Annotated in this window: 26 protein-coding genes, 2 tRNA genes and 1 pseudogene; 14 read left to right on the forward strand and 15 right to left on the reverse strand. The window is 68.9% G+C overall.

Translation table 11 applies throughout. From position 1 onward, the window contains the following. The 5 genes from BN10_RS10090 to fabF all read left to right on the forward strand — a co-directional run. Positions 1-318, forward strand: a 318-nt coding sequence (locus BN10_RS10090) for a helix-turn-helix domain-containing protein (protein WP_040751441.1), incomplete at its 5' end; no start/stop codon positions are given. A gap of 89 nt (positions 319-407) precedes the next feature. Further along, entirely contained in the window at positions 408-1,340 is a 933-nt protein-coding gene (locus BN10_RS10095) for an ACP S-malonyltransferase (RefSeq protein ID WP_010851143.1), read from the forward strand. Further along, on the forward strand, positions 1,337-2,356 hold the full coding sequence (locus BN10_RS10100) for a beta-ketoacyl-ACP synthase III (protein ID WP_010851144.1): 1,020 nt from the start codon (positions 1,337-1,339) through the stop codon (positions 2,354-2,356). The genes BN10_RS10095 and BN10_RS10100 overlap by 4 nt, the downstream gene beginning before the upstream one ends. Positions 2,357-2,433: 77 nt before the next feature. Next, entirely contained in the window at positions 2,434-2,682 is a 249-nt protein-coding gene (locus BN10_RS10105) for an acyl carrier protein (protein ID WP_010851145.1), read from the forward strand. Positions 2,683-2,842: 160 nt separating this feature from the next. Beyond that, the gene (fabF, locus tag BN10_RS10110; protein ID WP_010851146.1) at positions 2,843-4,087 is read left to right on the forward strand and encodes a beta-ketoacyl-ACP synthase II; all 1,245 of its coding nucleotides are present in this window, start codon (positions 2,843-2,845) and stop codon (positions 4,085-4,087) included. A gap of 45 nt (positions 4,088-4,132) precedes the next feature. Here fabF and BN10_RS10115 read toward each other — a convergent pair whose 3' ends face one another. Next, a complete protein-coding gene (locus BN10_RS10115) occupies positions 4,133-4,636 on the reverse strand; it encodes a DUF3145 domain-containing protein (RefSeq protein ID WP_010851147.1) in 504 nt (167 codons plus the stop codon). Positions 4,637-4,889: 253 nt separating this feature from the next. Here BN10_RS10115 and BN10_RS10120 point away from each other — a divergent pair. Together BN10_RS10120 and BN10_RS10125 are read left to right on the forward strand one after the other, a co-directional pair. Further along, positions 4,890-4,966 (forward strand) — tRNA-Ile (locus tag BN10_RS10120). Positions 4,967-4,974: 8 nt separating this feature from the next. After that, a pseudogene (locus tag BN10_RS10125) lies at positions 4,975-5,214 on the forward strand (VOC family protein); the annotation flags it as partial. A gap of 102 nt (positions 5,215-5,316) precedes the next feature. Here BN10_RS10125 and BN10_RS10130 read toward each other — a convergent pair. The 5 genes from BN10_RS10130 to BN10_RS15770 form a co-directional block, all read right to left on the reverse strand. Continuing rightward, a complete protein-coding gene (locus BN10_RS10130; RefSeq protein ID WP_233354302.1) occupies positions 5,317-5,703 on the reverse strand; it encodes a type II toxin-antitoxin system VapC family toxin in 387 nt (128 codons plus the stop codon). Positions 5,704-5,705: 2 nt separating this feature from the next. Then, positions 5,706-5,933, reverse strand: a complete 228-nt coding sequence (locus BN10_RS10135) for a FitA-like ribbon-helix-helix domain-containing protein (RefSeq protein WP_010851150.1) — start codon at positions 5,931-5,933, stop codon at positions 5,706-5,708. An 88-nt stretch (positions 5,934-6,021) separates the two neighbouring features. Beyond that, complete coding sequence (locus tag BN10_RS10140; RefSeq protein ID WP_010851151.1) at positions 6,022-6,606, reverse strand: DUF6518 family protein; 585 nt, start codon at positions 6,604-6,606, stop codon at positions 6,022-6,024. A gap of 285 nt (positions 6,607-6,891) precedes the next feature. Then, a complete protein-coding gene (locus tag BN10_RS10145; RefSeq protein ID WP_010851152.1) occupies positions 6,892-7,518 on the reverse strand; it encodes a response regulator transcription factor in 627 nt (208 codons plus the stop codon). Positions 7,519-7,527: 9 nt separating this feature from the next. Beyond that, the gene (locus BN10_RS15770; RefSeq protein ID WP_048548146.1) at positions 7,528-9,402 is read right to left on the reverse strand and encodes a sensor histidine kinase; all 1,875 of its coding nucleotides are present in this window, start codon (positions 9,400-9,402) and stop codon (positions 7,528-7,530) included. A gap of 140 nt (positions 9,403-9,542) precedes the next feature. Here BN10_RS15770 and BN10_RS10155 point away from each other — a divergent pair, with 140 nt between their 5' ends. Then, complete coding sequence (locus tag BN10_RS10155; RefSeq protein WP_010851154.1) at positions 9,543-9,872, forward strand: hypothetical protein; 330 nt, start codon at positions 9,543-9,545, stop codon at positions 9,870-9,872. Between the two features lie 96 nt (positions 9,873-9,968). Here the strand turns inward: BN10_RS10155 and BN10_RS10160 are convergent, their stop codons facing one another. After that, positions 9,969-10,430 (reverse strand): hypothetical protein, encoded by a 462-nt coding sequence (locus BN10_RS10160; RefSeq protein ID WP_010851155.1) that lies wholly within the window; start codon positions 10,428-10,430, stop codon positions 9,969-9,971. Further along, positions 10,427-10,780, reverse strand: a complete 354-nt coding sequence (locus BN10_RS10165) for a GntR family transcriptional regulator (protein WP_010851156.1) — start codon at positions 10,778-10,780, stop codon at positions 10,427-10,429. The genes BN10_RS10160 and BN10_RS10165 overlap by 4 nt, the downstream gene beginning before the upstream one ends. 548 nt (positions 10,781-11,328) lie before the next feature. On the opposite strand from BN10_RS10165, the gene BN10_RS10170 reads away from it, so the two are divergent. From BN10_RS10170 to BN10_RS10185, 4 genes are all read left to right on the forward strand, one after another. Beyond that, positions 11,329-12,069 carry an amino acid ABC transporter ATP-binding protein gene (locus BN10_RS10170; RefSeq protein ID WP_010851157.1) on the forward strand — a complete coding sequence of 247 codons (741 nt, stop codon included), beginning with the start codon at positions 11,329-11,331 and terminating at the stop codon, positions 12,067-12,069. A gap of 71 nt (positions 12,070-12,140) precedes the next feature. Further along, positions 12,141-13,001: a glutamate ABC transporter substrate-binding protein gene (locus BN10_RS10175; RefSeq protein WP_010851158.1), complete on the forward strand. Its 861-nt coding sequence runs from the start codon at positions 12,141-12,143 to the stop codon at positions 12,999-13,001. Between the two features lie 83 nt (positions 13,002-13,084). Then, positions 13,085-13,747: an amino acid ABC transporter permease gene (locus tag BN10_RS10180; protein ID WP_010851159.1), complete on the forward strand. Its 663-nt coding sequence runs from the start codon at positions 13,085-13,087 to the stop codon at positions 13,745-13,747. A 7-nt stretch (positions 13,748-13,754) separates the two neighbouring features. Then, positions 13,755-14,738, forward strand: coding sequence for an amino acid ABC transporter permease (locus BN10_RS10185; RefSeq protein WP_010851160.1), 984 nt, complete (start codon positions 13,755-13,757; stop codon positions 14,736-14,738). 94 nt (positions 14,739-14,832) lie between these two features. Here the strand turns inward: BN10_RS10185 and BN10_RS10190 are convergent. Continuing rightward, a tRNA-Asn gene (locus BN10_RS10190) sits at positions 14,833-14,905 on the reverse strand. Between the two features lie 127 nt (positions 14,906-15,032). Between BN10_RS10190 and BN10_RS10195 the strand changes: the two genes are divergently transcribed. After that, positions 15,033-16,010: a cation diffusion facilitator family transporter gene (locus BN10_RS10195; RefSeq protein WP_010851161.1), complete on the forward strand. Its 978-nt coding sequence runs from the start codon at positions 15,033-15,035 to the stop codon at positions 16,008-16,010. Here BN10_RS10195 and BN10_RS16895 read toward each other — a convergent pair. Genes BN10_RS16895 through BN10_RS10220 form a run of 5 tightly spaced genes read right to left on the reverse strand, consistent with a single transcriptional unit; the run spans position 15,985 to position 20,936 of the window. Beyond that, on the reverse strand, positions 15,985-16,500 hold the full coding sequence (locus BN10_RS16895; protein ID WP_010851162.1) for a hypothetical protein: 516 nt from the start codon (positions 16,498-16,500) through the stop codon (positions 15,985-15,987). The two genes, BN10_RS10195 and BN10_RS16895, sit on opposite strands and share 26 nt — an antisense overlap. Beyond that, a complete protein-coding gene (gene dnaG / locus BN10_RS10205; RefSeq protein ID WP_010851163.1) occupies positions 16,497-18,467 on the reverse strand; it encodes a DNA primase in 1,971 nt (656 codons plus the stop codon). Before dnaG ends, BN10_RS16895 begins: the two co-directional genes overlap by 4 nt. Positions 18,468-18,514: 47 nt before the next feature. After that, positions 18,515-19,756, reverse strand: coding sequence for a deoxyguanosinetriphosphate triphosphohydrolase (locus BN10_RS10210; RefSeq protein WP_051369670.1), 1,242 nt, complete (start codon positions 19,754-19,756; stop codon positions 18,515-18,517). Beyond that, on the reverse strand, positions 19,753-20,409 hold the full coding sequence (locus BN10_RS10215) for a YdeI/OmpD-associated family protein (RefSeq protein ID WP_010851165.1): 657 nt from the start codon (positions 20,407-20,409) through the stop codon (positions 19,753-19,755). The genes BN10_RS10210 and BN10_RS10215 overlap by 4 nt, the downstream gene beginning before the upstream one ends. Then, positions 20,406-20,936, reverse strand: a complete 531-nt coding sequence (locus BN10_RS10220) for an Lrp/AsnC family transcriptional regulator (RefSeq protein WP_010851166.1) — start codon at positions 20,934-20,936, stop codon at positions 20,406-20,408. Before BN10_RS10220 ends, BN10_RS10215 begins: the two co-directional genes overlap by 4 nt. Positions 20,937-21,095: 159 nt before the next feature. Between BN10_RS10220 and BN10_RS10225 the strand changes: the two genes are divergently transcribed. Beyond that, a complete protein-coding gene (locus tag BN10_RS10225) occupies positions 21,096-22,259 on the forward strand; it encodes a trans-sulfuration enzyme family protein (protein ID WP_010851167.1) in 1,164 nt (387 codons plus the stop codon). Between the two features lie 111 nt (positions 22,260-22,370). Here the strand turns inward: BN10_RS10225 and dusB are convergent, their stop codons facing one another. After that, positions 22,371-23,588 (reverse strand): tRNA dihydrouridine synthase DusB, encoded by a 1,218-nt coding sequence (gene dusB / locus BN10_RS10230; RefSeq protein ID WP_010851168.1) that lies wholly within the window; start codon positions 23,586-23,588, stop codon positions 22,371-22,373. Positions 23,589-23,651 lie beyond the last annotated feature (63 nt).

Genomic DNA, 23,651 nt, shown 5'->3' on the forward strand with positions numbered 1-23,651 from the left:
CTCGCGGAGCGCGCCCTCCTCGGGGACGCCCCCGCGCGCAGCGCGCTGGTCAGCCGGGTGCACCGGACACTGCAGCAGTCACCGCACCTCTGGGAGACCGCAGCCGCCTATCTCGAAGGTGGTCAGGGAGTCGAGGGCACGGCTCGTGCCCTCTTCGTCCACGCCAACACGGTGCGTTACCGGCTCGGGGCGATCACCCGCGAGACGGGCCTGGATCTGGCCGACCCCCACGATGCCCTGACTGCTCGTCTCTCCCTGCTCTGGGGTCGCTTGGACGACGCCCGGAAGTCGCCCGGCCAGGCCGTGGGGCGACCCTGATCATTTGTGGGATTCCCACAAGAGCGGTGCGCTGAAGTCTGTGTGCGTCCGGCGCGACACAAGCCCCTCGGATGCGCCACTCTGGAGGGGTGTTGGCGATCGTGTGCCCCGGACAGGGCTCCCAGACCCCAGGCTTCCTCGCCCCGTGGCTGGAGGTGCCCGGCCTGCGCGACTTGCTGGGCGCGCTCTCCGAGGCGGCCTCGACCGATCTCATCACGCACGGCACGACCAGCGACGAGGACACCATCAAGGACACGGCCGTCGCCCAGCCGCTGATCGTGGGCGCCGGCATCGCCGCCACCATGGCCCTGTTCGGTCAGGGCGAGGACGCCGGCCGCCTCGGCGGGGCCGGGGCGATCTCCGGACACTCGGTCGGTGAGATCACCGCAGCGGCTGCTGCCGGCGTGCTCTCGGCCCAGGACGCGATGACCTTCGTCGCGCTGCGCGGTCGCGGTATGGCCCAAGCGAGCGCGGCGACACCGACCGGCATGAGCGCCGTCCTGGGTGGTGACCCGGTCGAGGTGCTCGCGGCCATCGCCGCCGCCGGCCTGACCCCGGCCAACAACAACGGCGCCGGCCAGATCGTGGCCGCCGGGACTCTCGACCAGATTCAGGTCCTCGTCGACGCCCCGCCGACCAAGGCCCGGGTCATCCCCCTCAAGGTGGCCGGCGCCTTCCACACCGAGCACATGGCCCCGGCCGTCGCGGACCTGGCCGCCGCGGCCACCCGTCTGGCGACCCACCGCGCCAACGTGCCGGTCGTCTCCAACCGAGACGGTGCCGTCGTCGACGATGGCGCCGAGGTGCTCTCCCGCCTCGTCTCGCAGGTGAGCAACCCCGTCCGCTGGGACCTGTGCATGGAACGCCTGGCCGAACTCGGCGTCACCGGCCTGATCGAACTGCCGCCGTCGGGCACCCTTGTCGGGCTCGCCAAGCGCGGACTCAAGGGCGTCCAGACCCTGGCCGTCAAGACCCCGGACGACCTCGAGGCCGCCCGCACGATGATCGAGGAGCACGCATGAGCGTCGAGTCCAAGGGCTTTGCCGGCGCACTGAGTGGCGGCGCACCGGTCCGTCACTCGAGGATCAGTGGGATCGGTGGCTATCGCCCGAAGCGGGTCGTCCCCAACGCCGAGATCGTCGACCTGATCGACTCCTCCGATGAGTGGATCCGCGAGCGCTCGGGCATCATCGAGCGTCGCTTCGCCGGTCCCGACGAGGGCATCATCGAGATGACCGAGTGGGCTGCGCAGCCCGCCCTGGAGATGGCGGGCATCGAGGGCAAGGACCTCGACGCGGTCATCATGGCCACGGTCACCTGGCCCTACCAGACACCGGCGGCCGCACCACTGCTCGCCGAGCGGCTCGGCAGCAAGGGTGCGGCCTTCGACATCTCCGCCGCCTGCGCCGGCTATTGCCATGGCATCGCGCTGGCCTCCGACATGGTGCGCACGAGCCAGGCCGACAACGTCCTGGTCCTGGGCGTCGAGCGGCTCTCCGACTTCACCGACCCCAAGGATCGCGGCACCGCCTTCATCTTCGGCGATGGAGCCGGCGCGGCCGTGGTGAGCGCCTCGGACTCCCCCGGCATCGGCCCGACCGTCTGGGGATCCGACGGTGCCCAGTGGGACGCGATCTCGCAGCGCGAGAGCTGGATCGACGTGCACGCCAAGGACCTCGGCTGGCCGACGATCGGCATGGCCGGGCAGACGGTCTTCCGGTGGGCGGTCTGGGGGATGGCCCCGGTGGCGCAGCGCGCGCTCGACGCCGCGGGCATCACGGCCGATCAACTCGATGCCTTCATCCCCCACCAGGCCAACGTCCGGATCATCGACGCGATGATCAAGCAGCTCAAGTTGCCGCCGGACATCCCGGTCGCTCGGGACATCGCCTACACCGGCAACACCTCCGCCGCCTCGATTCCGTTGGCGATGGAGCGGATGGTGCGCCACGGGGAGATCCCACGCGGCGGCCTCGCCCTCCAGATCGGCTTCGGGGCCGGCCTCGCGTATGCCGCGCAGGTCGTCGTCATCCCCTGACCCCAGAGTTCCCGCGCGGCCGGCGGGTCACCAAAGGCCAACCGCAACAGTCGAATTCACACGAAGGAGTAAGGCACATGGCAGCAAGCGAGCAGGAGATCCTCGAGGGTCTTGCCGAGATTGTCAACGAGGAGACCGGCCTGGACCAGGGCGACGTCCAGTTGGACAAGTCCTTCACCGAGGACCTCGACATCGACTCCCTCTCGATGATGACGATTGTCGTCAACGCCGAGGAGAAGTTCGGCGTCCGCATCCCCGACGAAGAGGTCAAGAACCTCAAGACCGTCGGTGACGCCGTCTCCTTCATCCAGAAGTCCCAGGGCTGACACCGCACCGCCCGCTCTCGCGCTACGGCGCAGTAAGTGTCGCGATCGCCGCACTTACTGCGCCGTAGCGAGCACCACGCACGGCACGCTGGACACCAGGCCCGGCACCACGGCATACGACTGACCACGCCGCACCCCACGGCAGACGAAACGAGAACCCATGAGCAGCGCACGTCGCGTCGTCATCACCGGCCTCGGAGCCACGACCCCCTTGGGCGGCTCTTTCGCCGACACCTGGGACGGCCTGTTGGCCGGGCGGTCAGGGATGCGGACGATGGACTTTCCGTGGGTCGAAGAGTTCGAGATGCCGGCGAAGTTCGCCGCCCTGCTGCACACCTCCCCCGAGGAGGTTCTCTCCAAGGTCGAGTGCCGACGGATGGACCCGTCGACGCAATATGCGATGGTCGCCGCCAAGGACGCCTGGGCCGACGCCGGCGCCCCCGATGTCGATCCGATCCGCTTCGGGGTCGCGATCGGCACCGGCATGGGCGGTCTGCACACGCTGCTCGGGCAGTGGGACATCCTGCGTGAGAAGGGCGTTCGCCGGGTCTTCCCGCTCGCCGTCCCCATGCTCATGCCCAACTCCCCCTCCGGCACCGTGTCGCTCAACTTCGGCGCGCGCGCCGGGGCCCACACGACCGTTTCCGCCTGCGCCTCGGGTGCGGAGTCGATGGGCACGGCCTACGAGATGATCCGCGCGGGGCGCGCCGACATCGCGATCGCGGGGGGCACCGAGGCCGCCATCCACCCGATCTGTTTCGCCGGCTTCTGCCAGATGCAGGCCCTCTCGACCCGCAACGACGACCCCACACATGCCTCGCGCCCCTATGACACCGGCCGCGACGGCTTCGTCATGGGCGAGGGCGCCGGTGTCCTCGTGCTGGAGTCCGAGGAGCACGCCAAGGCCCGTGGTGCCCGGATCTACGCCGAGTTCGCTGGCATCGGCATGAGCGCTGATGCCCACCACATCACCGCGCCGGAGCCCGAGGGTGCAGGGGCCTCTCGGGCGATGGTCGAGGCGGTGGAACGGGCTGGCCTGACCCCCGCCGACATCATCCACGTCAACGCGCACGCCACCTCGACCCCGGTCGGTGACGTTGCCGAGGCGAACGCGATCCGGCGCGCCTTTGGTGACGCGGCCGACGGCATGGCTGTCTCCGGCACGAAGTCCATGACCGGTCACCTGCTCGGCGCGGCCGGCGCCCTGGAAGGCGTCATCACCGCCAAGTCGATCGCCGAGCGCATCGCCCCGCCCACGATCAACATCGTCGACTTCGACCCCGCCATCAGCCTCGACGTCGTGCGGGACACCCCGCGTGACCTGCCCGCCGGTGACATCGCCGCGCTGAACAACAGCTTCGGCTTCGGCGGCCACAACGTGGCCCTGGTGATCAAGAGTTACTGACCCCGCGCGAACACCCAACTTCTGCGTGACGCGGAAGTTGGGTGTTCAGCCAACCTTGTGCAGCCAGCGCACCGGCGCGCCTTCGCCGGCGTGACGGAAGGGGTCCAACTCGGCGTCCCAGTCGCGGCCCAGGAGTTCGTCGACCATGTCGCCGAAGGCCTCGCCGGAGCCCTGTGCAAGTTTCATGACCTCGCGCAGGTGGTTCTCCCCGATGAGCAGGTCGCCAGAGGCCGACATCGTCGCGTGGTGGACGCCCAGGTTGGGCGTGTGCTGCCAACGCGAGCCATCGTTGCCCGGGCTCGGGTCCTCGGTCACCTCGTAACGCAGGTTGTCCCAGCCCCGGAAGGCCGATGTGATCCGCGCGCCTGTGCCCGCCGGTCCGTGCCAGGTGAACTCGGTACGCATGAGGCCGGGGGCGGCCGGTTGCTTGACCCACTCCACCTGGACTCGGTGACCGAGGGCAGCCTCGAGCGCCCACTGGATGTGGGGGCACAGCGCAGCAGGGGTCGAGTGGATGAACACCACTCCCCGGGTGTGCGGCGTCGACATCCTGGCCTCCTTCACGTGCAAGGGACGTCTTCCCCAACGCCAGTGCGCGTGATGGTGGGCGGTCTCGGTGCGGCCGCCGCGCGGCATACGGAGGGCGTATGCCGTGTGCTTGCGTGTGTGGGCACGGAGGGGTGCCGTTGTGGCTTGACTCACGGGACGCACGCGTCCCGAGAGCACGATTGTGCCTCACGGGCCCCCTCCGCACCAGAGACCACGCCCGGGAGGCGCGAAAGGTAGGCTCACGGTGCTTCGCGGGGTGTTAGCTCAGTCGGTCAGAGCAGCGGACTCATAATCCGTCGGTCGTCGGTTCAAGCCCGACACACCCCACCAGACGTTTCCGCAGGTCAGCGCTGCCACGGTGGTTCGGGGAGGTCGAAGAGGGCGATGCATCGGTTTTGCGGTTCCACACCGAGGTCTATGTGGCACCCGAGGTGGCCGAGAAACGAATCGCCGCCGCCGTCGCCGCGGGCGGGACCGTTGTCGATGACAGCGACGCGCCGTCGCTCACCGTGATCGCCGACCAGGACGGCAACAAGGGAGTCGGCTGCGTTGACGTGTCCGCTGCCACGAAGGCGTGACCGCCAGGTCCGTCATGAGGCGCTGTTTGGGCCGTAGGCGGCTCGACGCCGAAATGACGCACGCACGGACCGCGGCAACTCCCGTAGAGGCTTCAGCCGATCTCAGTGGCTTCGGGAGACGACTCTGACCTCTGCCGTGTGGCCACTGGCTGCGAGCTTGGCGTCGCAGGTGTACAGCGGTACGCCCAGCGCCTCAGCCAGTGCGAGGTAGGACGCGTCGTAGGCGGTGAACTGGTGGCGGAGCTGCCATATTCGCTCAGCGAACGGCTCCAGGGCGTGGCGGGTGATCGTGAACGCGAAGTGGTCATTGCGTGCCTGCTCGGCCACGGCCTGAGCCAGTTTGTGGCCGCGCTCGAGGCCGCGCAGCACGGAGATGACTTCGACGTCCAGTAGGTGAGGGGCGTCTAGGTCGCCGGATAGACCATTCAGGAGCTCAGGCTCGATGTCCCGACCGACCAGGCCCTCAACCATCGCCGAGGCATCGATCACGATCACCGTCGGCCGGCCCGGACCGCCTCGAGGATCTCGTCGGCGGTGGGGCCGGCGGACCGGTCGCGCTCACGTAGTCGCGCCACGACCTGAGCGTTCGTCGGTCGGGTCGCGATCCTGGTCAACTCGGCGCCGACGTAGGCCGACAGGGACTTGCCCTCCGCCGCGGCCCGCTCCTTGAGGGTTTCGGCGACATCCTCCGAGACGTCCCGGATATATAAGGTGGTCATGAATCCATGCTAGCACTGTGCAAGCGAAGTTTAAATGCGCCAAATGAGTGCGAATGTCAACCTCATTCAGTCGTGTGGGTCAGGACGCCTAGGTGTCCACGAGCCGTGACAGACGTGGTCCGCGAAGATGGGTCGCGAAAATCAGCGCGCTGGACACGGTGAGGACCGCGACCACCGTCGCCACCAAGGCACCCCAGGGAAGCACGCCGGCGAGGATGGCGGCGACCTCGACGGCACCGCTACCCGGGAGCACCGCCGCTGCGACAGTATCGGCCCACCGGTCGCCGTAGGCGTGCAGCCACCCTGCGGCGCCGAAGCCGGACCCTAGGACCAGCGTGGCCGCCAGCCACCACGGCGACTCGTGCTCCAGCATCGGGCGGACTGCGTCATGCCCCGAGACCACCCACTTGAACGCCGTGTTCGCGGCCAGTCCCGTGGCGACGAACCCGCACCCGGGAACATCACCGAGCACCCACGACGAGGCGACCATCCCGCGGAAGAACGCACCAGCCAGCCATGGGTAGGCAAGCTGGGACAGGTACTCCCATGGATGGGGCAGGTAGCCGAGCACCTCGGCCAAGACCCCTAGAAGCACCGCGGCCCCACCAGCCAGGATCAACGGCCCGACCTTGAAGCGGCGGTGCCAACCTTTCGAGGGGGCGCGCACAGTCATCTCGCTGCACGACGCTAGTGACCTTCTGTGCGCCCGTCTTGCCCTTTCGAGTCACGCCAACCGCGGCAGAAGAGGGTGCCGGATCGCTAACTGTCGAGCGCGGCGAAGCTCCATGAGTTGAGCTTGTCGTCCGCACTCTGCTCCTTGTCACCTTTGTCGGTGCAGAACCCGCCACGTCCGTCGACTTGGAGCCCCGGCTCCTTTCACGGGACTGGATCGCGCGCCGGTTCGGGGGTCAAGGACCGCCCGGATGGTCGATGGGTCCTTCCCGCGCCGGTCGTTGGGTCAGTGCGCCTCGAGGTAGCGCAGCACGGCCAGGACGCGGCGGTTGGTCCCTTCGTCGGAGAGACCGAGCTTGGTGAACACGGAGCGGATGTGAGCCTCGACGGTCCGCTCGGAGACGACGAGCTTCTGGGCGATGGCTGTGTTCGACAGGCCCTCGGCGACCTGGCCGAGGACGTCGAGCTCACGCTCGGTCAGGTCATCAAGGGCCGACCCTGCCCGGGTGAGCACGAGGGCCTGCACCACCGCCGGGTCCAGCGCACTGCCCCCGGTCGCAACGCGCTCTGCGGCGGCTGTGAAGTCGGCCAGGTTGAGCACGCGGTCTTTGAGCAGGTAGCCGAAGCCGGGTGTCCCAACGAGCGGCAGTACGTGGTGCAGCTCGATGTGCGAGCTGAGGAGCAGGAGCCCGAGTCCGGGGTGGCGCGCGCGGAGTGCGGCGGCCGACTTGGCGCCGTCAGACTCCATCGCGGGCGGCATCCGCACGTCGATGACGGCCAGATCTGGCTGGTTCCGTTCGACCGCCTCCTGCAGCGCGGTGGCGTCGCCGACGGCGTCGAGCACCTCGTGGCCCTTCTCGACAAGCAGGCGCACGAGCCCCTCTCGGAACAGCACCGAGTCGTCTGCCACCACGACGCGCACTCAGATCAGCGCCTGAATCGTGGTACCGCCGCCCGGCGTGGCCCTGATGCCCAGCGTGCCGCCGACCGAGACGATGCGGTCCCGCAGAGCCGTAAGAGGGGCGTTCGCGGCCACACCGCCGACGCCGTTGTCCACGACCTCGACCGCCAGCCAGTCCTGGCGTGCGGCGACGGTGACGCTGATGCGCGAGGCGCCTGCGTGCTTGAGCACGTTCGCGACCGCTTCGGTGACGACGAGATACGCCGTGAGCGCTCGGGCCTCGCTGACCAGGGGCAGGTCGCCAACGGTCAGGACGAACGGGATCGGAGAGGACGACTTCACCGCCGCGAGCGCGGCGGCTAGTCCGTCGTCGAGCAGGACCGGACGGACGCCCTGGGCGATCCGGCGCAGCTCGTCGACAGTGCCTTGGAGCTCTGCAACGGCCGCATCGACCTCGGCGGCCTGATCGGTGGGCAGGTGTTGCTGGAGGAGCCGGAGCCGCATCCCGGTGGCCACGATGCGCTGCTGGGCGCCGTCGTGCAGGTCCCGCTCGAGCCTGCGGCGCTCGGCCGCTGAGGCATCGACGAGCCGGTGCCGGCTGGCCTCGGTCTCGGTGAGCGCCTCGCGCAGGACCAGCCGCAGACGGGTCACCTCGAGAGGAACCCAGGCAGCCTTGGCGACGTCGTCGATCCGGCGTCGTGCGCGGGCTGAGTCCCAGCCCAGCGACACCCTCGCAATCACGTCGCCCCCGGCCTCGATCCCGATGCCGTCCGGCGGTTCGGCGACCGGTGCGCCGTCGAGCCGGGTCCAGTTGCCGTCGGGTCGTGCAAGGTACACGACGAGGTCCGGGTCGTCCTGGACCTTGCGCAGCACCGCCTCGACCTCCTCAGGTTGACGCCGCCCGGCGCGGACGTCGGCGGCGAACCTCTCGACCTCAGCCACTGCCACGTGCCGGTCACGGTCAACGACTCGCCCCACGCATTGGGCGACGTGCCGCTGCACGGGCAGCAGCGTGAGCGCTGTGATGAATGCGGCGACACTGCTCGTCAGTCCAGTGCCGGCCGAGACCGCCTGGCTCAGGCCGTACACCGCGGCCCCGAAGACGGCGGCCGAGACCACCACAGTCACCAGCCATGCGGTTGCACCGGTCAGGAGGCGGTCCACGTCGAAGAGGTCGTATCGAACAATCGCCAGGCCGACAGCGATCGGAACCAGCACCACGATCGCCACCAGGAACGGGGTGTACGCCGCGTTGAGAGACGCCCCGAGCACCTCAGCGACCCACCCCCCGGCGAGGAGCGCGACCACCACGATCCCCGCCAGCAGCAGCCACCGGATCTGCTGCCGGGTCCGGCGGGTGCCCCGCCAATAGCGCACCACCAGGGACACCGCGGCCAGGACCATGGAGAACCCGATCGCAATGAGCGACGCCACCGCCACCCAGGGCACCCATACCGCGTCCGGTCCGCCAACGACCTCCCCATCGACCTGACGGGCGCCCCACTGAACGGCGAGCATGCCCAGGGTCGCGCTGCCGAACACCCATGGCACAGTTCGCCAGAGCGTCCCATTCGACGCGCCGTCCGGAAACACGAGCATCAGCACCAGCAGGCCGGCCAGGTTCAGAGGCCACGCTCCGCTCGACCACGGCAGCTCGGCAAGCGGCCCCACGTGCGCGGTGACCAGGGCGATCGGCGCCGTCGTCCATGCGAGTGCCGGACCCACCGGGGAGGTCGGGTCGTGTCGCACGATCACCCATCCGACGGCGACAGCGAAGGTACAGGCCGCGCATACGCTGGCCGTCGCCCAGTCCCCGAGCGCAGCGACGTACGCGGCGCTGGCGAGGACCGCGAGCGTCGCGAGTCCGGTCAGCAATCGCACCGTCCGGGGCCGCATACCGGCATCGTGCCAGCGATCGGCAGTTCGCATCCTCAGTGCCACCACCAAAGGCAGGTGCGGCGTTTTCCCTGATGTGGCCTGCTGCGGGCGACGGCGACGCTGGGTGTCATCAGCAGCCACGACCTCAGGAGTAACTGATGAACGTCATCTTCACCGTCCTCTTCGCGCTCCCTATCGGCTACTTCCTCAAGAACCGAGGCATCGCCATCGTCACCTACTTGGCGCTCGACGCGATCGTGTTCTCTTACCAGAGCGTCGGAGTCCTGTTGGACTGGATGGCCGACAACCCGCCGGTCGCCTTCGGCCCTTCGCCGACTTCTTTCCCAGTCGAATACAGCAACAGCGAGCTCTGGGGGTACGGCCTGGTGAACTTGGTGATCATCGCGGTCGGTTCCGGCCTGGTAGTACTCGGCGCCCGGCTCAGTGCCCGCCGCGCAGCGAAGCGAACAGCGGTCGCCGTCGCCTGAGCCACGCCACCACCGAGCCGGCTGGTACCTCGAACGGGACGCCGACAATCGGCGCGATCTGCGGCATGATCGGACGGCCGAGGTTGGGTGGGGAATCTAGGCGCTCGTGCTGGCGCTGCGAAGGGCGGCCAGCGCGGCGTGCGGATCGGGCACAGTGACCGTCACCGTGCGGCCACTGTGTAGGCGCAGCCGCAGTGCGGGACCGCTGCGTACCGTGCACACGGTTCTCCAAGGGGTCCACCACAGGCCGTAGCTCACGGCCCACCAAGGGATGGTGGCGATCGTGGCTTCCGCAATGTCGTCGAGTCGGTAGCTCGCTCGGGGCCAGCCGGCGAAACCCCAATAGAAGCTCACGCCCTGCCGTCCGCAGGTGGCGCGCACGTCGGAGGCCGTCGCCACCTCTGCCAGTAGGCCGATCAGGGCCAACACTCCGACGAGCACGACGGTGGTGTCGACGGAGTTGGTAGCGGTGATTCCCAGAAGCGGAACGAGCAGCAGGCCGCTGACAATGACGCCCAGCCAGTTGGTGGCGCGCCCGGTGTACACGGTGGCAGTCATGACAGCTCCTTGACCAGGTTGATGACGTCGGACGTTCCTAGCCCATACCGCTTGGCTAGGTCGATGGTTTCTCTCACCGCGTCACGGACAGGGGCGAGGCCGTTCGGTGTGGCTGTAGCTGCGATGCGCGCGCCGCGTCCACGCCGGAACTCCAGGACGCCGGCATCTCTCAGCTGCCGATAGCCGGCCAGGACGGTGTTGCGGTCCACAGACAGCGCTGCCGCGAGCTCGGCGGCCGGCGGCAGTTGTTCGTCAACGGAGAGCTCGCCTGTGTTCAGGCCGCGGACGATGGAGGCGGCTACCTGGTCTTGGAGGCGCTGCGGTGACGAATGGTCGATCGTCCACTTCATGATGCTGATCGTACTAGCACTATATCTGTGCGGCAAGGTCACATGGTCGAGTGGGCCCGCACGCGGGCATGGCCGGGTCGTGCGCGCTCATCGGCATGTAAATGAACATCCAGCAAGTCCGTCGGAGCGCCGTGAGAACTTTCCTTACTGGTTCAAGGCGCGCCTCCGGCGCGCCGGCGCGGGGGCCCGCGCTACGGGCGCTTCGCGCCCTCCGCGCACTCCCCACTCCCCACTCCCCCAGACGAGTCAGTCCCAAAAACCACGCGCAGAGCTATTCGGCCGGCGAGCTCTCAGGACCGTTCGCCGACGCCGGCCACCGAGTTGGCCCTGCTCACGGGCGACTGCTTGGCCGTTGGGGAGTCCCGACTGACCTCACCAAGAGCCGCCGACCATGCGCTCCACTCTCCGCCCACTTCGCCCTCATAATCCGTCGGTCGTCGGTTCAAGCCCGACACACCCCACGGATCCGGACAACCCCCACGTATCAATTGGGTCAACACCTGCCGCGCACTCCCCCACGTGGGCCAAGTCACGATAGGTTCCACGCCATGAGTGAGCCCCTCGTCGTGATGAAGGACGTCAACAAGCACTACGGCGACCTGCACGTCCTCAAGGACATCAACCTCGAGATCGGCAAGGGCGAGGTCGTCATCCTGATCGGCCCCTCGGGCTCCGGGAAGTCCACGCTCTGCCGCACGATCAACCGCCTCGAGACCTTCGAGGCCGGCTCGATCACCATCGACGGCAAGGAGCTCCCGCAGGAGGGCAAGGCGCTGGCCGACCTGCGCGCGGACGTCGGCATGGTCTTCCAGTCCTTCAACCTCTTCGCGCACAAGACGATCCTCGAGAACGTCACGCTCGGCCCGATCAAGGTCCGCAAGACCCCCAAGGCGCAGGCCGAGAAGCGCGCGATGGAGCTGCTCGAGCGGGTCGGCGTCGCCCACCAGGCCGCCAAGTACCCCGCCCAGCTCTCCGGTGGCCAGCAGCAGCGGGTGGCGATCGCCCGCTCGCTGGCGATGGACCCCAAGGTCATGCTCTTCGACGAGCCGACCTCGGCCCTCGACCCCGAAATGATCAACGAGGTCCTCGACGTCATGGTCACGCTCGCCAAGGAGGGCATGACCATGGTCGTCGTCACCCACGAGATGGGTTTCGCCCGCAAGGCCGCCCAGCGCGTGGTCTTCCTCGCCGACGGCCAGATCGTCGAGCAGGCCACCCCCGAGGAGTTCTTCACCAACCCCAAGAGCGATCGGGCCAAGGACTTCCTCGGCAAGATCCTCACCCACTGACCACGAACACCGTTCGAGGACAAGCCGGCGGGCTCAAGCGGCCGTCGACCACACCACAGGAGGAAACACACATGAACGCACGTCGCATCGGGGCCGTGACCGCCGCCGCGGCCATCGCTCTCGGGCTCGCCGCCTGTGGCAGCTCGGACAGCGGCTCGGGCTCGGGTTCCAGTGGCAGCGCCAGCGCCGACGCCCCCACCGGCAAGAAGATCAAGATCGGCACCAAGTTCGACCAGCCCGGCCTCGGCCTCAAGAAGGGCACCGAGATGTCGGGCTTCGACGTCGACGTCGCCACCTATGTCGCCAAGGAGCTCGGCTCCAACGCCGGCGACATCGAGTGGGTCCAGGCCGTCTCCGCCCAGCGCGAGACCCTGCTCTCCTCCGGCCAGGTCGACATGATCGTCGCGACCTACTCGATCACCGACAAGCGCAAGGAGCAGGTCTCCTTCGCCGGTCCGTACTTCATCGCCGGCCAGGACCTGCTCGTCCGCGCCGACGAGTCCGCCATCAAGGGCAAGGCCGACCTCGACGGCAAGAAGCTCTGCTCGGTCAAGGGATCGACCCCTGCCCAGAAGGTCAAGGACGAGATCCCGGGCGTCAATCTCCAGGAGTTCGCGACCTACTCCGAGTGCGTGGCCGGCCTGGTCTCCAAGGCCGTCGACGCGGTCACGACCGACGACACCATCCTCGCCGGCTTCGCAGCCCAGGACCAGTTCAAGGGCAAGCTCAAGGTCGTCGGCCAGACCTTCTCCACGGAGAACTACGGCATCGGCCTGAAGAAGGGCGACACCGAGATGTGCACGAAGGTCACCGACGCGATCAACAAGATGATCAAGGACGGTGACTGGGAGAAGGCGGTCCAGAAGAACTTCGGTCCGGCGGGCTACAAGCCGTCCGACCAGAACCCGCCCACCCCGGCCGCCTGCGCCTGACCTGCACCCCGTGAGAGGTATGCCGCGCGCCCACCTCGGGCGCGCGGCATACCTCCCCACCCCCGATCCGCGAAGGAGAGCCGATGGGCGAGCTCCTCAAGAACTATGACGTGTGGGGCGCGATCTGGACGACGATCCAGCTCGCGGTCCTGTCGGCGATCGGTGCCACGGTCATCGGCACGATCGTCGCGATCATGCGCGTCTCCCCCGTGGCCGTGCTGCGTGGCCTCGGCACGAGTTACGTCAACATCTTCCGCAACACGCCGCTGACCGTGCTGCTCGTCATGAGCGTGCTGGGCCTCGCCTTCATCCTCGGGCTCTCGTTCAGCGACGACTTCGCCCGCAACGCCTACTGGTGGGCTGTGGCGATGCTTTCGCTCTACCACGCCGCCTTCATCTGTGAGGCGCTGCGCTCGGGCATCAACACCGTGCCGGCCGGGCAGGCCGAGGCGGCCCGCTCGATCGGGCTGACCTTCAGCCAGTCGCTCTCGCAGGTCCTGCTGCCGCAGGCATTCCGGGGTGCCGTCGCGCCACTGGTCTCGACCTACATCGCCTTGATCAAGAACACCACGGTCGCCGCCGTCATCGGCGTCACGGACATCGCCGGTCTCCTCCAGGAGATCACCGAGAACGAGGGCGCCCAGCTCGGCATCTTCTTCATGGTCGCGATGGTGTTCGTCGTCCTGACGCTCCCGCTCGGCGTCTTCGGGACCAGCCTCTCGCGTCGCCTCGCGGTGAAGAGGTGATGGCCCGATGAGCGCTTCGGTCCTCTTCGACGCACCGGGTCCCAAGGCCCGCACCCGTCACCTGATCCTCACCGTCATCGGCGCGCTCCTGGCTCTCGCCGGGCTCTGGGTGGTCATCGGCAAGATGCGCCAGGCTGGGCAGCTCGAGCCAGCCCTCTGGGAGCCGTTCGTCACGGACAAGTCGGTCTGGGTCGACTACCTGCTCGTCGGCCTGTGGAACACGATCAAGGCCGCCCTGCTCTCGGTCGTCTTCGCCGGCCTCTTCGGCCTGCTGCTCGGCATGGGTCGGCTCTCGGAGAACAAGTGGATTCGTTGGCCGGCTGGTGCCGTCGTCGAGTTCTTCCGTGCCGTGCCCGTGCTGATCATGATGATCTTCCTCTTCTTCGGGTACTTCGCGAAGGCCGAGACATTGCCGGCGGACTGGCGCCCCCTCTTCGCGGTCGTCATTGCCCTGACCCTCTACAACGGGTCGGTCATCGCCGAGCTCGTGCGATCCGGTGTGCACTCGCTGCCCAAGGGCCAGGGCGAGGCCGGCCTGTCGATCGGCCTCACCCCGCAGCAGACGTTGCGTGCCATCCAGCTTCCCCAGGCGCTCACGGCGATGCTGCCGGCGCTCATCGGCCAGTTCGTCGTGGTCCTCAAGGACACCGCGCTCGGCGTTCAGATCACCTACCCGGAACTCCTCACGTGGGCCAAGACGCTCGGGTCCAGTTACGGCAACACCGTGCCGGCCTACCTCGTCGCCGCGTTGCTCTTCATCCTCCTCAACTACGCGATGACCAAGCTCGCCACGTGGGTCGAGCGTCGGCTCAAGCGGCGCGGCACCACGGCCGGCAAGGTCACCAACGCGATGCCGACCATCGTCCAAGGTGGCGCCGAGCCCGGTGGACCGGCGGCTGCCGGCACGCGGGCGGTGGTGGCCGGCGCCGAGGAGACGATCGAGAGCGCGATCGAGAGCGCCAAGGAGCGCCGCAACGACCCCGGGTGGTGACCACTGCGTCCGGCGCGACGACGGCATACCAACCAACCTGCCGGACACAAGGACGAAGGGCCCGGATCCACTGGATCCGGGCCCTTCGGCCGCGCTCCCCCACTTGGACTCGAACCAAGAACCTGCCGGTTAACAGCCGGCTGCTCTGCCAATTGAGCTATGGAGGAAAGTCCTCGCGGTCGGGACCGCGTGGCGCTGGGAAACCATAGCAAAACGTGGGGCGTGGCACGAAACGGCAGCGGGCAAGCCAACCCTTGGCTGCCGACGAGGAGCCTGCCTTGGCAGGATGGCCAGGTGAACAGCACCCCGACGCCCGGGCCGGCTCCCTTGGCCGACCGCTCGAAGCTCCAGCGGTTCGCATGGCTGTCGATCGCCGCGGCGCTGGCCACCATCGTCCTCAAGACCGGCGCGTGGTGGATGACCGGGTCGGTCGGCCTGCTGTCCGATGCCGCCGAGTCGACGGTGAACCTGGTCGCTGCCATCGGAGCCCTCTTCGCACTGCGCATCGCCGCTCGACCGGCGGACGAGACGCATCACTACGGGCACACCAAGGCCGAGTTCTTCTCGGCCGCAGCCGAGGGCACGATGATCTTCGTCGCCGCGGCCTTCATCATCTGGAGCGCCATCCAGCGCATCATCGAGCCCCAACCGTTGGAGAACGTCGGCATCGGCCTGGGCATCTCGGTCCTGGCCTCGGTCGTCAACGGCCTGGTCGCCATGGTGCTCCTGCGCGCCGGCCGCCAGCACCGTTCGGTGACACTCGTCGCGGACGGCAAGCACCTGCTCACCGACGTCTGGACGTCGGCCGGCGTCGTCGCCGGCGTCGGCCTGGTGGCCCTCACCGGCATTGACCGCCTCGACCCGATCGTCGCCCTGCTCGTGGGCCTCAACATCATCTGGACCGGGTGGCGCCTCATGCAGGAGTCGGCCCACGGCCTGATGGATGCCGCTCTCCCCGAGGAGGAGAACATCCGGGTGTCGCAGATCCTGGCGCGCTTCGCGACCGACGAGGTCGCCTTTCACGGGCTGCGGACCCGCGCATCGGGCCACCGCGCCTTCGCCGACGTGCACGTCCTCGTCCCCGGCACGTGGACGGTCGCCCGGGGTCACGACCTCGTGGAGGACATCGAGGCCGCGCTGGCGCACGAGGTTCCCGACCTGACCCTGAGCACGCACGTGGAACCGTCCGAGGATCCCCGCAGCTACGACGATTTCGAGGCCGAGTTCCCCGTGCCACCGCCCGGAATCAATCCAGACCGACCTGCTCCTTGACGTTGGCCAGGGCCGCATCGAGCGCCTCGCGGACGCCGGGATCGGTCGACCGCACGCCCTTGCCCAGCACCGCCTGAGTCAGCAGCCGCTGGGTCGCCAGGTCCTTGCGGACCACCACTCGGGCGCTTCCCTTGGTCCCAAGGTCGACCACCTCGACCAACACGACCGAGGCCTGTACTCGTGCCCGGAAACTGATCGGGAACTCCGAGTCCAGATCGAAGGTCCATGTCTCGGTCGGTGAGCGGTCGACAAAGGTCACGACGAGCGCCGAGGTGTCGCGATCCCATCGGCCGCTGTCGACCAGGTGCCAGGGCATTGACCGGCGCACGCCGCCGGCCGCAGACACCACGTGGAGCCGCTCGACGCCGGCGACGACGGCCTCCCCGGTTCGTGTGTCGAGCGCCCAGTCCAGCGCCCGGTCACCCTCGAGTGCGGCCACGACGTTCGCAGGCGCCTGGGTGCGACGCAGTCCGGTCCACCGCAACCTCATGCCGACTGCCCCTGACGCAATCTGGCCCGGGTCAACTCGAGGGCATGCAGGTCGGTGGTGATGCTCGCCATTCGGATCGGGTCTCCTGTCGGGTCATGTTGGAGGCGCCGCAGGGTCGCCGTCGCGTCCGCGATGCGGCGGCTCAGGTGGGAGTCGTGGACGCCGATGACCAGCGCGTCAAGGTAGCGCTGGGGCGGGTGGCCGGACTCAGGGTCCAGTCGCGTGGGCAGGGGTGCCACGCTCAACTCCTGCACCAGACCGCGCACGGGCAGCGGCACCGACTCGGTGACCGCAGACACCCACCCCTGGCTCGACCGGTTGACGCCGTCCCCGGCGATGGTGCGGATGCCGTCGAAGACGGCGGCATGCGCGGGCGCAGTGAAGGCCTCGACCGGGATGTCGGCGATCGTCTCGTCCGGGAAACGTGACCGATACTGCAGCAACGCCTGGAGGAGTTGTCGCTCGGCTCGCACGATCGGGTCCCGCAGGTCCGGCGGGCTCACCACCGCGGCCGCAGCAGCCGCCGCGACGGCGTCCTCCTCGGCCACCCCCTCCCCTCGGTATGCCGCGGGCTCGCCTCCCCCTCGCTCGCGGGCACCGTCGGGGGTCGGGACCGACGCCTTGCGCCCGGCCCGGACCACCTCCTGGCGCAGTTGCTCGATGTCGACGCCGAGCCAGCCGGCCACCGTCCGGATGTACTCCGGTCGCAACGCGGTGTCGCGGATCGCCCCGATGATGGGAGCGACCGCCTTCATCGCCTGCACTCGGCCCTCGGCGGTCTCCAGGTCGAAGCGCCGCACCGTGGTACGCACGGCGAACTCGAACATCGGCACGGCGTCGTCGACGAGCGACTTGACCGCCTCCGGCCCCTTGCTCTGGCGCAACTCGCACGGGTCCATGCCGTCGGGGGCCACCGCCACGAAGGACTGGGCAGCCCAGCGCTGGTCCTCGCCGAAGGCCTTCATCGCCGCCTTCTGGCCCGCGGCGTCACCGTCGAAGGTGAAGACGACCCGCGCGGGTGCCCGGTCGGCCTCATCGCGCAGGATGCGGCGCAGGATCTTGATGTGGTCGACCCCGAAGGCCGTGCCACAGGTGGCGACTGCGCCGTTCACCCCGGACAAATGGGCCGCCATGACATCGGTGTAGCCCTCGACGATGACGGCCTCCCGCTCACTGGCAATGGCCTTCTTGGCCAGGTCGAGGCCATAGAGCACCTGGCTCTTCTTGTAGATCGGTGTCTCTGCGGTGTTGAGGTACTTGGCCGGCATCCGGTCGTCGTCGAAGATTCGCCGTGCCCCGAACCCGACGGTCGAGCCGGTGATGTCGCGGATCGGCCACAGCAGGCGCCCGCGGAACTTGTCGTAGAGACCGCGACTCCCCCTCGCGCACAGTCCCGCCAGCGTGAGTTCGTCCTCGGTGAATCCCTTGGCCCGCAGATGCCTGGCCAACTCGTCGCCGCCGCGCGGCGCGAAACCGACGCCGAACTGCGCGGCGCTCGCCCCGTTGAAGCCGCGCTCCCGCAGGAAGGCCCGACCGGCGCGCGCGTCGACGCGCGACATGTCGGCCAGCACCTCGCCATAGAACTCCTCCGCCACCCGATGCGCGTCGAGCAGTCGCTGACGACGGCCCGTGCCGACGTCGTCGCGTCCGCGCGGCCCACCGTCCTCGTAGCGCAGTTCCATGCCGAGCTTGCCGGCCAGTCGCTCGATGGTCTCGGTGAAGGTCAGGTGCTCGGTCTTCTGGACGAAGGAGATGACGTCGCCGCCCTCACCGCATCCGAAGCAGTGATAGGTGCCCAGCGATGGCCGGACGTTGAAGCTCGGCGTCTTCTCGTCGTGGAAGGGACACAGGCCCTTGAGGGTCCCGATCCCGGCCGGGCGCAGGGTCACGTGCTCGCGGACGATGTCCTCGATCGAGCTGCGCTCCTTGACCGTGGCCACGTCCTCGGCGTTGATCCGACCCGCCACTGACGCCCTCCTTGGGTATGCGGCGAGTCTAGGCGCTCCCCCCGACGTCAACTCCAGGCGCGATGGAGGTGGCGAGCCCGGGTGTCGGTCAGCGAGGCCACCTGATCAATGACGACCCGCAGCACCTCCTCCTCGCTCGTGGCGGCGTCATGGTCAGCGCGCAGGTCGCGATCGAGTCGCCCGGGGTCGGCACGGTATGCCGCGACGAGGGCGTTGATGACCTCCCGTTCGCCTGCCTGGACCTCGAGTCTGGCCCGGACGTTCATGACGAAGTGGGCAGCCACGGCCTTGAGGACGGCACACTCGGCCCTGGCCTCGACCGGGACGATGAGGTCGGCCTCGTGACGCACGAGAGCGCCCTGACCGTGAGCCTCACGAGTCGCCTCCTCGACCGACCGCACGAACCGACCAACGAGCCGCGAGGTCATGTCCTTCAGTCCGGCCAAGGCGCCGCGTGAGCCGTCGAAGGACTCGGGCACGGCTCCGGTCGCGAGGAGCCGCTCGAGGGCCGAGCCCAGATCGGCGACCGCGAGGTCCGCGGCATACGCGATCCGGGCGACGTCGAGCACCGCGCCCACGACGTCGGGGTCGCGCAGCGCACGCGGGTCCAACCTCCCGGAGGCAATCGCGTCCTCGACATCGTGGACGGAGTACGCCACATCGTCCGACCAATCCATGACCTCGGCCTCGAAGGACCGATGGCCCGCGGGCACACCATCGCGAAACCACGCGAAGACGTCGTGGTCGTCCTCGTAGACCCCGAACTTGCGCGTCGGACTCGGACCCTCACCGCGTCGCCACGGGTACTTGGTCGTCGCGTCGAGGGTGGCCCGGGTCAGATTGAGGCCGGCCGGAGAACCGTCGGGATGCGTGCGCTTGGCCTCCAGTCGCGTGAGGATGCGCAACGTCTGGGCATTCCCCTCGAAGCCACCGATGTCGGCAGCAAGCGCGTCCAGGGCGGTCTCCCCGTTGTGACCGAAGGGGGGATGGCCCAGGTCGTGCGCGAGACAGGCACTGTCGACGACGTCGGCATTGCATCCCAGCACGGCGCCGAACTCGCGACCGATCTGGGCGACCTCGAGGGAGTGCGTGAGCCGGTTGCGGACGAAGTCGTCGTCCCCGGGGGCCAACACCTGGGTCTTGGCGGCGAGGCGACGCAGCGCAGCCGAGTGCACCAGACGGGCTCGGTCCCGTGCGAAGTCGTCCCGATCGGCACGCTTGTGCGCCGGGTCCTCGGCCACCCAGCGCTGGCGGTCGAACGCGCTGTACGGTTCAGGTGTCAGGCTCACGAATCCATCCTTGCAGCGGCCTGGGCGCCAGCGGCCGCAGCAGCGGCCCGCGCCACCCACGCCGGAGGCGTGCCATACCGCTGGAACTTGACGAGGCGTCCGGCGGCGCAGTCCTCGATGAGTTCGGCCAGGCGCTTGTCGCGGGTTGCCTCCTGCTTGGCGCTCACGATCCAGTGGGCGACGGCCTTCTTGTAGCCGGGGGTCGCGATCGCCCAGAACGCTGCGGCCGCCGGATTGGTCTCCAGTCGCTGCCGCCGCGCGTCGTCGAGATCGGTGATGTCCTGCTCGAAGGAGTAGGTTCCGGTGCGGTCCGCGCGCCGCCTCTCGAAGGCCGCGATTCCCGATGGGTGCATGCGGCCCTGGGCGGTGAGCCGCTCGACGTGCGCGACGTTGGTCAGGCTCCACGTGCTTCCAGGCTTGCGGGGAGTCCAGCGCTGGCGACGCGTGTCGGCGTCGATGCCCTCGGACTTGCTGTCGATCCACCCAAAGCAGAGTGCTTCCGGCACCGCCTCGTCCCAGGTCAGGCCGCGCGGACTGACGTGCTTGGCATTCAGGCCCATCCAGATCTCGGTGGCGCTGTCGTGGTTGGCCTCGAGCCAGGCGCGCCACTGCGCGGCATCGGTGAAGAAGATGGCGTCCGCTCTCCCATTCATGGCTGCCTCCCGGCCGGGAGCAGTCCGGCGCCCCGGGTCGCTTCGAAGATCAGACTGGTCTCGGCGTGGACGACACCTGGCCGGTTGGCCAGGTGGTCCAGGACGAAGTTGCGCAGGGCATCGGAGCCAGTGGCTGCGACGTGGACGAGGAAGTCGTTGCCGCCGCTGGTGTTGTAGAGCGCGAGCACGCCGGGCACCTTGGCGACCTCGTCGCGGAAGGCCTCGACCTGGGTGCGGACGTGGCCACTGAAGCGGATCGCCACCATCGCCTCGACCGCGAAGCCGACGCTGGCCGCGTCGATGTCGGCGACAAACCCGCGCACGATCCCGCGCTCGGTCAAGGCACGCACCCGACCCGCGCAGGTCGACTCCGCCAGCCCGACATCGCGCGCGAGTGCCGCCACCGAACGCCGACCATCGGTCTGCAGCAACCGGAGCAGGTCGAGGTCGACCTCGTCGAGTGTCGGCGGTCGGACCGGCGGCGGCCCGGGCAGGAGGTCGCGGCGGGACTGAGGATTCCTCGGCATGGCGTCGAGCGTAACCGTTCAGACCGGCGGAAGCCCACGGCATACCGGCCCACTGATCGAGGTTTCCCCGGGACTCTGGCGGAACGTCCGAGGAATCCGCTGCACTGGAGGTCAGGTGCCACGGGAGCAACGACGCTCCCCCGTCGGAGAGGACCCGCCATGACCACCGTCGACACCCGAGCCGTCCACGCCGGCCGTGAGGACCTGCGCGCCCTCGGCGTCCACGTGCCGCCCATCGACCTGTCCAGCACCTACCCGATCGGGGAGGTCGAGGCCGGTGGCCAGGCCTACGAGCAACTCGCGACCGGGCAGCGGCCCGAGGGTGTCGACACTCTGGTCTACCAGCGGCTGTGGAACCCCAACGTCGACCGCTTCGAGCGCGCCCTGGCCGACCTCGAGGGCGCGCAGGAATCGGTCGCCTTCGCCTCCGGCATGGCCGCCCTGAGCGCCACGTTGCTCGCGACCGTGGCCGCCGGCCGACCACATGTCGTCGCCGTGCGCCCGCTCTACGGCGGCACAGACCACGTCCTGGCCACGGGACTGCTCGGCACGCGAGTCACCTGGGCAACGGCCGACACCGTCGCTGCCGCAATCACCGACGACACAGGCCTGATCGTCCTCGAGTCCCCGGCGAATCCCACCCTTGACCTCGTCGACATCGAGGCCGTCGTGGCACAGGCGGGCGAGGTGCCCGTCCTCGTCGACAACACCTTCGCGACTCCCGTGTTGCAGAACCCGATTCGCCACGGCGCCACCCTCGTGCTGCACTCGGCGACCAAATCGCTCGGTGGCCACGGCGACCTGCTCGGCGGGATCGTGGCCACGACCGGCGAGTGGGCGATGCGCCTGCGCCAGATCCGGGCCCTGACCGGTGGTCTTTTGCACCCGATGGCGGCCTACGAGTTCCACCGGGGTCTGCAGACGCTTCCCGTCCGGGTGCGTGCCGCTCAGGCCGGGGCGGAGAAGGTGGCCGCTTGGCTGAGCGCCCACCCGGCGATCTCCGCCGTCCACTACCCCGGGCTGGACGACCCGGCCGGGTTGGTCGGCCGCCAGATGCGTGGGCCCGGAGCCATGATGGCCTTCGCGGTGCGGGGTGGCTTCCACGCCGCCGCCACGGTGGCGGCCTCCTGCGAGCTCATCACGCACGCCGTGTCCCTCGGCGGCGTGGACTCGCTCATCCAGCACCCCGCGGCACTCACCCACCGCCCGGTCGCGGCAGAGGCCAAGCCCCACGCGGATGTCCTGCGCCTCTCGATCGGTCTCGAGGACCCCGAGGACATCGTCAACGACCTCGAGCAGGCCCTCTCCCGCGCCCACCCCTGAGGACAGTCGAGTGAGGAGAACACGCCGTGTGCGCCGAGTCGGACTCGGCGTGTTCTGCTCACTCGACTGTCGGGCCGAGGGTGTGTGAGCGGGCCGGAAGCGGGCTGCGGGTCAGCCGCCGGACACGTCGAGTTCGGCCTGGGCCACCAGCGCGCGCTGGACGTCGGTCAGCTCTTGGCTGTCCAACCACCCCTCCGGCAGGTGCACGACCCGCGGCGACCCGGCCCGCCCACGCTGGCCCTCGGCAGCCTCCCCCGGCCACGGTGCGTCCAGGTCCATCGTCCCGATGAGGTCATCGAGTGCCTGCAGCGAGTCGACCAACGCCAACTGGTTGCGCACGGACGATCCCGCCGGGAAACCCTTGAGATACCACGCGATGTGCTTGCGGATGTCGCGGCAGCCCTTGACCTCGTCCTCGTAGAAGTCGACAAGGTATGCCGCATGCCGCCGCAACGTGTCCGTCACCGTCCGCAGGTCGGGCCGGACCCGCACGTCGGACCCCGCGAAGGCAGCGGCCAGATCGGTGAACAGCCACGGGCGCCCCAGGCAGCCGCGCCCGACGACGACACCGTCGCACCCGGTCTCGGCCACCATCCGCAACGCATCCTCGGCCGACCAGATGTCGCCATTGCCGAGCACCGGCACCGACGTGACCGCCTCCCTGAGCCGCCCGATCGCCGACCAGTCGGCCTGTCCCGAATAGGCCTGCGCGGCCGTTCGCGCGTGCAGTGCGACCGCTGCCGCGCCCTCCCCCTCGGCGATCCGACCGGCCTCGAGGTAGGTCACATGTGCGTCGTCGATCCCGACGCGCATCTTCACGGTGACCGGCACGGCATACGGATCGGCCTCTCGCACAACGGAAGCCACGATGGAACGGAAGAGCTCGGTCTTCCACGGGATCGCCGAACCGCCACCCTTACGGGTCACCTTGGGGACGGGGCAGCCGAAGTTGAGGTCGATGTGGTCGGCACGATCCTCGCTGACGAGGATCCGCGCCGCCTGCCCGGCCGTCACCGGATCGACCGAATAGAGCTGGACCGACCGCGGGCGCTCCTCGGGGCCGTGCGAGATGAGCCGCATCGTGAGCTCGTTGCGCTCGACGAGGGCTCGCGAGGTCACCATCTCGTTCACATACAGGCTGCTCGCCCCGCTGAGGCCCCCGGCGTCCAGGCCCTCCGAACCGAACTCGCGACAGATCCGCCGGAACGCTCGGTTCGTGATGCCGGCCATCGGCGCCAGCACGACCGGCGACTCGATGACATGCCGCCCGATGTGCAGGGGCGGCAGGACCGGTGCGGTGGTGGTGGAGGTGGTGGCGAGCGCAGTCATGACCGATCCATTGTCCGGCATTCAGCGGGCAGGGAGTGACGAGACCACTCGCGCCAGGAGGTT

It is taken from the genome of Phycicoccus elongatus Lp2 (assembly GCF_000367525.1).
GTDB lineage: Bacteria > Actinomycetota > Actinomycetes > Actinomycetales > Dermatophilaceae > Phycicoccus_A > Phycicoccus_A elongatus.

What these genes read in the sequence shown, in the direction of transcription:
- BN10_RS10100 (WP_010851144.1), top strand. Translation starts at nt 1,337, where the DNA reads ATGAGCGTCGAGTCCAAGGGCTTTGCCGGCGCACTGAGTGGCGGCGCA.
- BN10_RS10105 (WP_010851145.1), top strand. Translation starts at nt 2,434, where the DNA reads ATGGCAGCAAGCGAGCAGGAGATCCTCGAGGGTCTTGCCGAGATTGTC.
- fabF (WP_010851146.1), top strand. Translation starts at nt 2,843, where the DNA reads ATGAGCAGCGCACGTCGCGTCGTCATCACCGGCCTCGGAGCCACGACC.
- BN10_RS10115 (WP_010851147.1), bottom strand. Translation starts at nt 4,636, where the DNA reads ATGTCGACGCCGCACACCCGGGGAGTGGTGTTCATCCACTCGACCCCT.
- BN10_RS10135 (WP_010851150.1), bottom strand. Translation starts at nt 5,933, where the DNA reads ATGACCACCTTATATATCCGGGACGTCTCGGAGGATGTCGCCGAAACC.
- BN10_RS10140 (WP_010851151.1), bottom strand. Translation starts at nt 6,606, where the DNA reads ATGACTGTGCGCGCCCCCTCGAAAGGTTGGCACCGCCGCTTCAAGGTC.
- BN10_RS15770 (WP_048548146.1), bottom strand. Translation starts at nt 9,402, where the DNA reads ATGCGGCCCCGGACGGTGCGATTGCTGACCGGACTCGCGACGCTCGCG.
- BN10_RS10155 (WP_010851154.1), top strand. Translation starts at nt 9,543, where the DNA reads ATGAACGTCATCTTCACCGTCCTCTTCGCGCTCCCTATCGGCTACTTC.
- BN10_RS10160 (WP_010851155.1), bottom strand. Translation starts at nt 10,430, where the DNA reads ATGACTGCCACCGTGTACACCGGGCGCGCCACCAACTGGCTGGGCGTC.
- BN10_RS10165 (WP_010851156.1), bottom strand. Translation starts at nt 10,780, where the DNA reads ATGAAGTGGACGATCGACCATTCGTCACCGCAGCGCCTCCAAGACCAG.
- BN10_RS10170 (WP_010851157.1), top strand. Translation starts at nt 11,329, where the DNA reads ATGAGTGAGCCCCTCGTCGTGATGAAGGACGTCAACAAGCACTACGGC.
- BN10_RS10175 (WP_010851158.1), top strand. Translation starts at nt 12,141, where the DNA reads ATGAACGCACGTCGCATCGGGGCCGTGACCGCCGCCGCGGCCATCGCT.
- BN10_RS10180 (WP_010851159.1), top strand. Translation starts at nt 13,085, where the DNA reads ATGGGCGAGCTCCTCAAGAACTATGACGTGTGGGGCGCGATCTGGACG.
- BN10_RS10185 (WP_010851160.1), top strand. Translation starts at nt 13,755, where the DNA reads ATGAGCGCTTCGGTCCTCTTCGACGCACCGGGTCCCAAGGCCCGCACC.
- BN10_RS16895 (WP_010851162.1), bottom strand. Translation starts at nt 16,500, where the DNA reads ATGAGGTTGCGGTGGACCGGACTGCGTCGCACCCAGGCGCCTGCGAAC.
- BN10_RS10215 (WP_010851165.1), bottom strand. Translation starts at nt 20,409, where the DNA reads ATGAATGGGAGAGCGGACGCCATCTTCTTCACCGATGCCGCGCAGTGG.
- BN10_RS10220 (WP_010851166.1), bottom strand. Translation starts at nt 20,936, where the DNA reads ATGCCGAGGAATCCTCAGTCCCGCCGCGACCTCCTGCCCGGGCCGCCG.
- BN10_RS10225 (WP_010851167.1), top strand. Translation starts at nt 21,096, where the DNA reads ATGACCACCGTCGACACCCGAGCCGTCCACGCCGGCCGTGAGGACCTG.
- dusB (WP_010851168.1), bottom strand. Translation starts at nt 23,588, where the DNA reads ATGACTGCGCTCGCCACCACCTCCACCACCACCGCACCGGTCCTGCCG.